The sequence below is a fragment of the Duganella sp. 1411 genome (assembly GCF_017833525.1).
Taxonomy (GTDB): domain Bacteria; phylum Pseudomonadota; class Gammaproteobacteria; order Burkholderiales; family Burkholderiaceae_D; genus Rugamonas.
The window spans coordinates 24,865-36,485 of sequence record NZ_JAFICD010000006.1 but is presented as its reverse complement, the minus strand read 5'-3'; the positions used below and the strand labels follow the sequence as shown (position 1 = coordinate 36,485).

The 11,621-nt window shown below is 64.0% G+C and carries 10 protein-coding genes; 9 read left to right on the top strand and 1 reads right to left on the bottom strand.

Going from position 1 to position 11,621, the window contains the following annotated elements:
• The first annotated feature begins 7 nt into the window (after window positions 1-7).
• The 4 genes from JOD97_RS25110 to JOD97_RS25095 all read left to right on the top strand — a co-directional run bounded on the left by JOD97_RS25110 (window position 8) and on the right by JOD97_RS25095 (window position 4,143).
• Entirely contained in the window at window positions 8-451 is a 444-nt protein-coding gene (locus tag JOD97_RS25110) for a thioesterase family protein (RefSeq protein ID WP_209724673.1), read from the top strand.
• Between the two features lie 179 nt (window positions 452-630).
• Window positions 631-1,905, top strand: a complete 1,275-nt coding sequence (locus tag JOD97_RS25105; RefSeq protein ID WP_209724671.1) for a paraquat-inducible protein A — start codon at window positions 631-633, stop codon at window positions 1,903-1,905.
• Window positions 1,898-3,529, top strand: coding sequence for an intermembrane transport protein PqiB (locus JOD97_RS25100; RefSeq protein ID WP_209724669.1), 1,632 nt, complete (start codon window positions 1,898-1,900; stop codon window positions 3,527-3,529). Before JOD97_RS25105 ends, JOD97_RS25100 begins: the two co-directional genes overlap by 8 nt.
• Entirely contained in the window at window positions 3,526-4,143 is a 618-nt protein-coding gene (locus tag JOD97_RS25095; RefSeq protein WP_229264716.1) for a membrane integrity-associated transporter subunit PqiC, read from the top strand. Before JOD97_RS25100 ends, JOD97_RS25095 begins: the two co-directional genes overlap by 4 nt.
• A 5-nt stretch (window positions 4,144-4,148) precedes the next feature.
• On the opposite strand, the gene JOD97_RS25090 is transcribed toward JOD97_RS25095, so the two are convergent.
• Window positions 4,149-5,588, bottom strand: coding sequence for an amidase (locus JOD97_RS25090; protein ID WP_209724667.1), 1,440 nt, complete (start codon window positions 5,586-5,588; stop codon window positions 4,149-4,151).
• Between the two features lie 100 nt (window positions 5,589-5,688).
• On the opposite strand from JOD97_RS25090, the gene JOD97_RS25085 reads away from it, so the two are divergent.
• The 5 genes from JOD97_RS25085 to JOD97_RS25065 all read left to right on the top strand — a co-directional run bounded on the left by JOD97_RS25085 (window position 5,689) and on the right by JOD97_RS25065 (window position 11,554).
• Window positions 5,689-6,255: a TetR/AcrR family transcriptional regulator gene (locus JOD97_RS25085; RefSeq protein WP_209724665.1), complete on the top strand. Its 567-nt coding sequence runs from the start codon at window positions 5,689-5,691 to the stop codon at window positions 6,253-6,255.
• Between the two features lie 82 nt (window positions 6,256-6,337).
• Entirely contained in the window at window positions 6,338-7,042 is a 705-nt protein-coding gene (locus JOD97_RS25080; protein WP_209724663.1) for a histidine phosphatase family protein, read from the top strand.
• A 106-nt stretch (window positions 7,043-7,148) separates the two neighbouring features.
• Window positions 7,149-9,533 (top strand): DNA polymerase II, encoded by a 2,385-nt coding sequence (locus JOD97_RS25075; RefSeq protein WP_209724661.1) that lies wholly within the window; start codon window positions 7,149-7,151, stop codon window positions 9,531-9,533.
• 10 nt (window positions 9,534-9,543) lie between these two features.
• Entirely contained in the window at window positions 9,544-10,338 is a 795-nt protein-coding gene (locus JOD97_RS25070) for an isocitrate lyase/phosphoenolpyruvate mutase family protein (protein WP_209725357.1), read from the top strand.
• 457 nt (window positions 10,339-10,795) lie between these two features.
• On the top strand, window positions 10,796-11,554 hold the full coding sequence (locus tag JOD97_RS25065) for a PEP-CTERM sorting domain-containing protein (RefSeq protein ID WP_229264715.1): 759 nt from the start codon (window positions 10,796-10,798) through the stop codon (window positions 11,552-11,554).
• Window positions 11,555-11,621: the final 67 nt, after the last annotated feature.

The window sequence follows — 11,621 nt, the reverse complement described above, 5'->3', positions numbered from 1 at the left end:
ATGACTCATGTTTGAAAAGAAGTTGATGGCGGGTTGGGGCGATATGGACTTCAACAGCCATATGCGCAACACGGCGTTCATGGACAAGGCGGGCGACATCCGCATGATGTTCCTGTCGGAGCACGGCTTTCCGATTAGTGAATTGATGCGGCTGAAAATCGGCCCGGTGGTGATGAAGGACGAAATCGCGTACTTCAAGGAAGTGATGCTGCTCGACGAGATCACGGTGACCTTGGGCGTGGCCGGCCTGGCGCCGGACGGCAGCCGCTGGCAGCTGCGCAGCGACGTGATACGGCCGGACGGCAAGCTGGCCGCGCGCATCACCAGCACCGGCGGCTGGCTGGACCTGAACGCGCGCAAACTGATCGCGCCGCCGCCGGCGCTGCTGGCCACGTGGCAAGCGCTGGCCCGCACGGACGACTTCCAGGAACTCAACACGAGCATCAAATAACCGGCGGCAATCCAGGGTCAGGTCCACCAATTCTACACGGGCGGGAGCGTACGGGCTCCTACACTCGGGGTCGTGTAGAAATGGTGGATCTGACCCCGGAGCTGGGTGTGGGGTGGCGCACGGCTGCGACTTTCAAGATTGCCGTATGATATGGAAATTATTGTCCATACGGCTAGACTGTGCATCGATACGAGTTAATCAGTTGCCATGACTGCGGGGTGCTGCACCAGTACCGCCCCGTGCGACCGCGCGAGAAGGCGCGCTGCGTGCGCTGCGGCTCCGTCCTCTATCGCGGCGTCCATTCGGACCCCAACCGCATGGCCGCCATCACCCTCGGCGCCATCGTCACCTTCCTTATCGCGCAGTTCTTTCCGATCGTCGAGCTGCAAATCGGCGACTACAGCACCAGCGCCAATCTGCTGGGTTCCATCCGCGTGCTTTGGCACGAACAGATGCAGGTGGTGGCGGCGGTGGTGTTCCTGTTTACGATCGTGCTGCCGGCGGTGGAACTCGGGGCGCTGTTCTATGTGACCATGGCGCTGCGCGCCGGGCGGCGTCCTCCGGGCTTCGACCATCTTCTGCGCGCGGTCGGCGCGGCGCGCCGCTGGGGCATGACCGAGGTGCTGATGATCGGCATTCTGATCACCATCGTCAAGATGACCAGCCTGGCGCAGGTGCTGCTGCAACCGGGCCTGTTCGCCTTCGGTGTGCTGACCTTGATGCTGGCCATCGTGGTCTCCTTCGATCCCAAGTACCTGTGGAATATCGGCGAGCACCTGCCCGGCCCCGGTGGTCCGCGTCCGTCGCAACGGCAGTTCCGATACAAGGCGGTGCCCGCCGGCGCCCATTTCGAGGCCTGCCATAGCTGCGGGTTGGTGGCGACCGTGCCGCGAACGGCGCGCCATCAGCGCTGCGAGCGGTGCGGCGCGGCGCTGCACCGGCGCCGCCCCGACAGCGTCGGCCGCACCTGGGCGTTCCTGCTGGCGGCGACCATCCTGTACATCCCGGCCATGCTGCTGCCGGTGATGTACACCGATTCGCTGTTCGGCAAAGAGGACGATACGATCATCAGCGGCGTGATGCTGTTCTGGAATAGCGGCTCGCAGGCGCTGGCGATCATCATTTTCGTCGCCAGTATCGTGGTGCCGGTGCTGAAGCTGGCCGCGCTGTCGCTGCTGGCGCTGACGGCGCAGACCCGCTCGCGCTGGCGCCCGCAAGAGCGCACCGTGTTGTACCGGATCGTGGAGTTCGTCGGCCGCTGGTCGATGCTCGATATTTTTGTCATCACGCTGACGGTGGCGCTGGTGCGCTTCCAGACGCTGGCGGTGATCACCGCCGGTCCCGGCGCGCTGGCGTTTTGCGCGGTGGTGGTGCTGACGATGCTGGCGTCGATGCAGTTCGACCCGCGTCTGATATGGGATGCAACCGATTCAAATGGAGAAAAACATGCCTGAAAACGAGGGCGGCCAGCCGCCGCTGCACGCGCCACATGTGGAGAAGGCCAGCCGCTGGCTGCCATCGCTGGTGTGGCTGATTCCCCTGCTGGCGGCGTTGATCGGCGCCGGCTTGGTGGTCAAGTCGTTCATCGATCGCGGGCCGACCGTGACGGTGAGCTTCCGCAGCGGCGACGGCCTGGAACCGGGCAAGACCAAGGTCAAGTTCAAGGACGTGGACATCGGCCTGGTGCGCTCGATTTCGCTGTCGCGCGACCTGTCCAAGGTGCTGGTCACGATCGACATGCGCAAGGAGGCGTCGCGCTTCACCGCCATCGACACGCGTTACTGGGTGGTGCGCCCGCGCATCGGCGCCAGCGGCGTTTCGGGGCTTAACACCTTGTTGTCTGGCTCCTATATCGGCGTCGATGCCGGCAAGTCGGAGGAGACCAAGGACGAATTCACCGGGCTTGAGCAGGCGCCCCAGGTGGCGTTCGACGAGAAGGGCAGTTACTACACGCTGCATGGCGAGACCCTCGGCTCGGTCGATGTCGGCTCGCCGATCTTCTATCGCCGCATCCAGGTGGGGCAGGTCGCCGCCTACGATCTGGAGCCGAAGGGGCGCGGCATCAATATGAAGGTGTTCGTCAAGTCGCCGTACGACCAGTACGTCGGCAAGAACACCCGCTGGTGGCATGCCAGCGGTGTCGACGTGCGGCTCGATTCCAACGGCTTCAAGGTCAACACGCAGTCGCTGGCCGCGCTGCTCGTCGGCGGCATCGCCTTCGAAAGCATGAACGGCCAGAAGCCCGCCGCCGCCGCGCCGACCGGCAGCGAATTCCTGTTGGCCGCCGACCAGGCCAGCGCCCTGCGCGAGCCCGATGGCGCGCCGATCACCACGGTGCTGTACTTCGACCAGTCGCTGCGCGGCCTGTCGCAGGGCGCGACCGTCGATTTCCGCGGCATCGTGCTGGGCGAGGTGCGCTCGGTGGGCGTGGAGTTCGATCCCGTCAAGAAGTCGTTCCGCATGCCGGTGACGGTGGATATGTACCCAGCGCGCCTGGGCCGCGCCTTCCAGAAGACCATCGATGAGGATCAGCGCAACAGCGCCGGCCCGCAGGTGCTGGAGCGGATGGTGGCACGCGGCCTGCGCGGCCAGCTGCGCACCGGTAATCTGCTGACCGGGCAGCTGTATGTGGCGCTGGACTTCTTCCCGAACGCGGCGCCGGTCAAGCTGGATCTTAGCAAGGAGACGGTGGAGCTGCCGACGGTGCCCAATAGCCTGGACGAACTGCAAACGCAGCTGGCCAGCATCGCGCGTAAGCTGGACAAGGTGCCGTTCGACGAGATCGGCGTCAATCTGCGCGATACGCTCAAGAGCGCCAATGTGCTGATCAAGCAGCTCGACGCGCAGGTGGTGCCGGAGATGAAGGACACCCTGGGCGCGGCGCGCAAGACCTTCAGCACCGCCGACCAGATACTGCAGAAGGATTCGCCGGTGCAGTCCGACCTGCGCGAAGCCCTACAGCAGCTGACGCAGACGATGCAATCGCTGAACGCCTTGTCCGATTATCTGGAACGGCATCCGGAGTCGCTGTTGCGTGGCAAAGGCAGCAAGCAGGATAAACTGGGAGAGAAGAAATGACGCAAACGATGAATCGGCGCACCGGGCTGGCGGTAATGACGGCGGCAGTCCTCGCGCTGGCCGGCTGCGCCAGCACGCCGCCGGAGCATTTCTACAGCCTCAGTAACGGCATGGGCGTGGCGCCGAAGGCCGAAACGCCGGCCGCCGGCTACTACATCGAAGTGCCCGCCGTGACGGTGCCGCAGCAGGTCGCGCGCAACCAGATGGTGGTCACCACCGGCGCCGGCAGCATCGACCTGCTTGAGTACGATCGCTGGGCTTCGCCGCCGGCGTCGGAGATCGGCCAGGCGCTGTCGCTGGCGATTTCGGGCGAGCTTGGAACCATCGACGTGTTCCGCACGCCGTCGCCGGACGGCACGCCGGTCTACCGCATCAGCACCAACGTGCAGCGCTTCGAGTCGGCGCCCGGCAAGTACGCGCTGATCGACGCGGTGTGGAGCGTGCGGCTGGTGGGCGGTTCCAAGGTGCTCACCTGCCGCAGCGTCGCCAACGAGGAGGTCGGCGCCGGCAACGACGCGCTGGTGGCCGGCCATCGCCGCGCCGTCGTGCGCATCGGCGCCGATATCTCCAAGGCGGTGCGAGCGCTGGCCGCCGGCGGCAACCCGGGCTGCTGAACGGGCTAGCGTCCCGCCCATACCGGCGGGATGCGCCCCGCCCATGGTGCCGCTTGTTCGAGCTGACCGGCAAGGCGCAGCAGCAGGCCGTCCCGCCCGAAACCGGCCGTGAACTGCACGCCGATCGGTAATCCATCCGTGCCCGATCCCAGTGGCACCGACATCGCCGGCACGCCCGCCACGTTGAACAGCGGTGTGTAGGGCGAATGGCGGAACACGTGCGCGGTCCATTCCAGGCCGTCCATCCGCGCCGTTCCCTCCGTGTAGGCGCCGATGCGCTGCGCGGTTTCCGGCAGCGCGGGCGTCAGCAGCACGTCGTACTTGTCGAAGAAGGCGGCGACGGCGCGGCTGACGCGGTTACGTACATCGAGCGCGCCCGCGAATGCCGGCGCCAGCGCGTGGCGGCCGTATTCGTAACAGGCCAGCGTGGACGGTTCCAGCGTCGCCAAGCCGGCTTGGCGGCCGCTGGCCGCCGCGAAACCGTCGATCCAGCCGACCAGGTTGGCGCACCAGATCTGCGCGTTGGCGTGCACGAATTCTTCCCACGACACGCCGATGTCGAGCCGTGCCTCGTCGACGTCATGGCCTAAGCTGCGACACAATTCCGCTGCCGCCAGCGTGGCCACCGCGACATCCTCGGCGGGCTGCCGGCCGTTCCACGCCGGCAGCATCACGCCGATGCGCAGCCTGCCCGGCGCGCGCGCGACCTCGGACAGGAAGGTATGCGCCGGCGGTGCGGTGAAATAGGGCTCGCCCGCGTCCGGATGGTTGATCGCGTCGAGCAGCGCGGCGCTGTCGCGCACCGTGCGGCTGACGCCCAGTTGAACGCCGGAGCCGTTGAACACTTCGTCCATGCCAGGCCCGTTGGAGACGCGGCCACGCGTCGGTTTCAGGCCGAATAATCCGGTCGACGCGGCCGGTACGCGGATCGACCCCGCCGCGTCGGTGGCGTGCGCCATCGGCACGATGCCGGCGGCGACGGCCGCCGCGCTGCCGCCGCTGGAGCCACCGGCGCTATGCTCCAGATTCCACGGGTTGCGGGTCGGCCCGTTGAACAGCGATTCGGTGGTGGTGCTGAACGCCATCTCCGGCGACGCCGTCCTCCCCAGCGTCACCAGGCCGGCGCGCTTGAAGTGCCGCATTAGGTTGGAGTCGGCGGCGGCGACGTGGCCCGCCACGATACGGCTGCCGAGTTCCACCCGTTTGCCGGCCATCGCGATGGCGACATCCTTGATCAGGAAGGGAACGCCCGCGAAGGCGCCGCCGGCACCACCGGCGTCGGGCGCTTCGCCGGGCCAGTGTTCGACCACGGCGTTGATGCGCGGATTGAGCGCGCCGATCGCCTGGAGCGCGGCGCTTTGCAGCTCCTCGCTGCGCACGTCACCCTTTGCCACCAGCGCCGCCAGGCCCAGCGCGTCATAGCGTACATATTCCGAAAGTTTCATATCGATCCCCTAAACATTGGAGTGATACCGACCGGTATCATCTGTTTGTGGGATAATGATACCGAACGGTATCTTTGTCAAGGAAATTCCCGGAGTCGTCATGAACGTAGAAAAACAGTCCATCCGCGATCGGTTGTTCGACGCCGCGTCGCAGTTGTTTTATGCCGAGGGCATACGCGGCGTCGGCGTGGAGGCAATCGCCAAGGCAGCGCGGACCACCAAAATGGGGCTGTACCGCCATTTTGAGTCGAAGGACGTGCTGATCACCGAATGGGTGCGGCAACTGGTGGCGCAGTACGCGGCGGTGATGGACGGGCTGGAGGCGCGTTACCCGGACGACGCGCGCCGCCAGTTGATGGGCTTTGCGGAGTTCATCGCCGACGATGTGGTGCGTGCGTCTTACCGTGGCTGCCCATTTATCAACACCATCGCCGAGCTGCCCGACGCCGCCCATCCGGCGCGCCAACTGATCGAGGTGCACAAGGCGCGTCAACTGCGCCGCATCGGCGCCTTGTGCGCCAGGGCGGGTGTGGCCGAACCCAAGCTGGCGGCCATTCATTTGACCTTTTTGCTCGAGGGCGCGCAGACGGCCGCGCAAAACGGATCGGTGCCGCGTCTGCGCGAAAATCTGCTCAAGCTAGCCGAGACGGTGCTGAATGCGGGCTAGCGCCGTGAAATCACATTATTCATTTGATGATTTTTAGTCCGGCCGTTAAGCTGGGGGCCTGTTTGGATCGGGATAAAAAAATATGGGACAAATCTACCTGGTGCGCAGCGGCCAAGCATCCTTCGGCAGCGCCAATTACGATCAGCTGTCGGAGCTGGGCCATGAGCAGGCGCGCTTGCTGGGGCGCTGGTTGGCCAAAGGCGGGCAGCCGTTCCATCGGATGATCACCGGCGGCATGGCGCGGCACCACCAGACTGCCGATGCTTGTCTGGCGCAGCTGGCGCGGGCGCAGGTTGACGGGGCGGAGTGTCTGACCGACGAGGGTTTCGCGGAGTTCGGCCATCATGAGGTGATGCTGCGGCATTGTCCGGAGTTTGCCGATCCCGCTACTTTTCAGGAACTGCTGGCCAGGTCCGCCGATCCCCAGCGCGCGGCGGAGCAGTTGTTCCGGGCGGCGATGCAGCGCTGGATGACCGGCTGGCATGACGATCAATACGCCGAAGCCTGGCCCGATTTCCGCCGCCGGGTGGTGTCCGCGCTGGAGCGGCTCGATCAGCCGGATAGCAAGCGGACCACCATCGTTTTCACGTCCAGCGGTGTGATTGCGACCGTGATTCAGCACGTGCTGGGGTTCCAGGATTTTCAGGTGATGGAGATGACGTGGAAGCTGGCTAATTGTGCCGTTACCAGGCTGCTGCACCGGCCGGGGGAGTTTGGCCTCGGTTATCTGAATAATTATTCGCACCTTGAACAGCCGGGCCAACCCGGGGTGGTGACGTACCGCTGAACGCGGCACCACACGGGCCACGGCACCACGTGGTGCCCCACGCGTGTTGACCGGTCATCCCGGGCCGGCGGCTGTTGACTGTATGAGCATACAGTATAATTAAGTCATGCTTACTCCCTTGGCTCCAACTTCTCAGCAGGGTTTCATCCTGACCCGCCATTGGCGCGACGCGCCCAACGGGACGGAGATCGAATTCTGGCTGGCGACCGACGACGGCCCCCGGAAAATCCGCCTGACGGCGCAGACTTCCGTGGCCTTCGCGGAGGCGCGCGAGCGCGCCGCCATCGAGGCGCTGCTGGACCAGTCGGCCGGCGTCGAGCTGCGCGAACTGCAGCTCAAAACGTTCGAGCGCGAGCCCGTGATCGGCGTCTATTCGTCCCGCTACAAACAGTTGACGGCGCTGGAGCGCACGTTGCGCGACCACGGCATCAAGATGTACGAGGCCGATATCCGCCCGCCGGAGCGCTATCTGATGGAGCGCTTCATCACCGCCGGCGTGCAGGTGGAGGGCGGCCGCGTCGACGGCGCCACCATCCACGATTGCAAACTCAAGCCCGCCCCCGACTACCGCCCCAAGCTCAAGATGGTGTCGCTCGATATCGAGACGAGCGCCTTCGAAGACCTGTATTCGATCGCGCTCGAAGGCTGCGGCCAGCGCCAGGTGTACATGCTCGGCGCGGCTCCGGCGCAGGCGTCGCCGGAGATCGACTTCGACCTGGAATACTGCGCCACGCCGCGCCAGCTGATCGAAAGACTCAACGCCTGGATGGCGCGCCACGACCCGGACGTGCTGGTGGGCTGGAACGTGGTGCAGTTCGACCTGCGCGTGCTGCAGAAAAACGCCGACAAGCACAAGATCGCGCTGACCCTGGGTCGCGAGGGCAAAACCATCGAATGGCGCGAGCATCCGGGCAAGCAGGGATACATGTTCGCACCGGTGGTCGGCCGCGTCGTCCTCGATGGCATCGACGCGCTCAAGTCGGCGTCGTGGACGTTCCCGTCGTTCAGCCTGGAGAACGTCTCGCAGGCGATGCTGGGCGAGGGCAAAGACATCGGCGACGTCTACGACAAGATGGCGGAGATCGAACGCCGCTTCCAGGAGGACAAGCCGGCGCTGGCCCTCTATAACCTGAAGGACTGCGAACTGGTCACCCGCATCTTCGACAAGGCCAACCTGCTGGCGTTCATGATCGAGCGCGCGACGGTGACCGGTTTGCAGGCAGACCATTTGGGCGGCTCGATCGCCGCCTTCGGCCACCACTACCTGCCGCGCATGCACCGCGAGGGCTATGTGGCGCCGAACGTGGGCGACATCTCCGGCGGCGCGTCGCCGGGCGGCTTCGTCATGGATTCCAAGCCTGGTCTGTACGACTCCGTGGTGGTGCTCGATTATAAAAGCCTGTATCCGTCGATCATCCGCACCTTCCTGGTCGATCCGGTCGGCCTGGTGGAGGGCGAAGCCGCCGAAGATCCGGCGTCGGTGGTGGAGGGCGTCAACGGCACCGTGTTCTCGCGCCATAGGCATTGCCTGCCCGAGATCACCACGCAGATCTGGAATCAGCGCGACGCCGCCAAGCGGGCGAAGAACGAGCCGCTGTCGCAGGCGCTCAAGCTGCTGATGAATTCCTTCTGCGGCGTGCTTGGCGCGACCGAATGCCGTTTCTTCAATCCGCGCCTGATCTCCTCGGTCACCCTGCGCGGACACCAGATGATGAAGCAAACGCGCGAGCTGGTGGAGGCGGAAGGATATGACGTTATCTACGGCGATACCGATTCGATTTTCATCTGGCTCAAAAAAGAACACAGCAACGCCGACGCGCTGGAGATCGGCCAGCAACTGGCGAACAAGATCAACGCCTGGTGGCGCGCCATGCTCAAGCAAAAGCACGGCCTGGAATGTCATCTTGAGATCGAGTTCGACACGCACTTCCAGAAGTTCTTCATGCCGACGATACGCGGCACGGAAATGGGCAGCAAAAAGCGCTACGCCGGCCTGATGATCAACGCCAAAGGCGAGGAAGAGGTGATCTACCGCGGCCTCGAGGTGGCGCGCAGCGACTGGACGCCGCTGGCGCAGCAGTTCCAGAAAGGCCTGTTCCTGCGCATCTTCAAGGACGAGCCTTACCAGGACTTCGTGCGCGACTACGCGCGCAAGACGCTGTCGGGCGATTTCGACGAGCTGCTGGTCTACCGCAAGCGGCTGCGCCACCGGCTGGACGAGTACAAAGTCAACGTACCCCCGCAGGTGCGCGCCGCGCGCCTGGCCGATGAATACAACCAGTCGCATCGCCGTCCGCTGCGTTATCAGAACGGCGGCTGGATAAGCTACGTGATGACGACCGGCGGCCCGGAGCCGCTGGAGGCGATGCGCTCGAATATCGATTACGATCATTATCTGACCAAGCAGTTGCAGCCGATCGCCGACTCGATCCTGCTGCCGATGAAGGACAGTTTTTCCAGCCTCACCACCTCACAAGCCAGTCTTTTTTAAGGAAGCGACCATAAACGATTTCAAGAAGCTGCACGACGGTAGCAAGCTGCTGCACCTGCCCAACGCCTGGGATGCGGGCAGCGCGCGGTTGTTCGAGAGCCTGGGCGCGTCGGCCATCGCCACCACCAGCGCGGGTGTGGCCTGGGCCGCCGGTTACGCCGATAGCAATAACATGCCGGCCGATGTCGCCATCGCCATCGCGGTCAACATCGCGCGCGTGCTGACGGTGCCGCTGTCGGTCGATCTGGAGAACGGTTACTCGGACGATGCGGAGGTGGTCGCGCAAAACGTGAAGAAGCTGGTCGACGCCGGTGTGGCCGGCATCAACCTGGAAGATGGCAGGGACGCGCCGGAGGCGCTGGCCGCGAAGATCGCCGCCATCAAGAAGCTTCTGGGTGCGGCCGGCAAGGATATCTTCATCAACACCCGTACCGACGTGTATCTGAAAGGTCTGGTGCCGGAGGGAGAGCGGGTGGCGGAGGTGTTGAAGCGCGCCGCTATCTACAAGGCCGCCGGTGCGGACGGTTTGTTCGTGCCCGGTATTTGCGGGGGCGATGAAATCAAGGCCGTCGTCGCCAGTGCCGGGTTGCCGGTGAATGTGATGGACTGGCCGGGCAGACCGTCCGCCGAGGAATTGCATAAATTGGGCGTGCGGCGTTTAAGCGCCGGTTCCGGCATACCGCAGGCCTTGTGGGCCGTTGCCGCCGACATGGCCAAGGGTTTTCTGGCCACCGGCGACGCCGGTCCGTTGATCGACAAGGCGATGCCGTACGGTGAGTTGCAGGCGCTGTTTACGCCCCGGTAACACGTGGGGCGCAGGGCGGCATCAGGCCTTTTTGCGGTTGTTGCAGCTGTCGGCGCCGGCGCCAAACGCCACCACCTGCCTGTAGCGAAATAGAAACATTTTGATGACAACGGCGCGTCGCCAAAACGCGCCGTTTTTCCTTTTCCATTCGGACAAATTTGCTCATCGGGTCAAATATTTCCTCATAGGGAATCCGCTACTTTTGATCGTCTTCTGAAACTTCTTGTTACAGTTTCTTATCGGAATATCACATACCTGCAGAGAAACTTGGTTACATTTCGCTTACAAAATAGTTTCATGCAAGCTAGACCAGCCGTTGCAGAATTGGCCTCACACCCGCTTAAGAAACATTCATTCCGATGCTTCCAACCTGTTGTCAGGCCAACCGCCAGGCGCCAGAAAAGCGGGTGTGGTGTTAGCGCTATCTCTCTAACTGTCTGATAAAAAAGGAAGACACATGACTTTGAATAAAGCAATGATGGTACTGGCCTTGTCGCTCGCAGGGGCCGCCGCGACGGCCGCCCCGAGTTCGTCGTTTGTCGATTTTTCCGACGGCGCGCAAGGGTGGGAAGGCATGCAGCCGCTGAATGGCGCCGGTGGCTCCGGCATCGATACCAACATGGGCAACGGAGCGCCCGCGCTGCACACCGTGATGGAAAACTTCGGTGTCAGCTTCAGCAATTCCACCAACCAGTCCTACCTCGGAGATTACGGCAAGCTTGGTAGCGTCACCATCGGTTTGGACGTGGTCGCCAACTCGATCCGCTACTTCGGCCAGGAAGTGTCGCGCCACATGGTGGTCGAGCTGCGCGACTATGGCAATACGCCGCAAGGTATGCCCTACACCAGCGTTTGGTACGACCTCGGCACCATCGACGCAACCAAGGGATGGCAGCATCTGTCTGTAACTATCGGTGATACGACGTCGACGGCGATGCCGACCGGCTGGGGCGGCTACGGCTCCTCCGATGACGCCGCCGGACCGGGCCTGCCGCCCGGCCGCAGCTTCGCCGACGTGCTGGCCGGCGTCGACGAACTGGTGTTTACGACCTACGTGCCCGGCTATATGTACGGCTTCACCGATTTTGACGTCGCCGTCGACAACATCTCGGTGAGCGCCGTGCCCGAGCCGTCGACCTACGCGATGATGTTCGGCGGCCTGGGACTGGTGGGCTGGATGAAGCGGCGCAAATCGCGCGCCGGTTCCGCCGCGTAAGCGACGGGGGCATCGGAAAGTGGTGCACCGCTTTCCGATTTCGCCTGACGTCACAAGCCACGAGCCG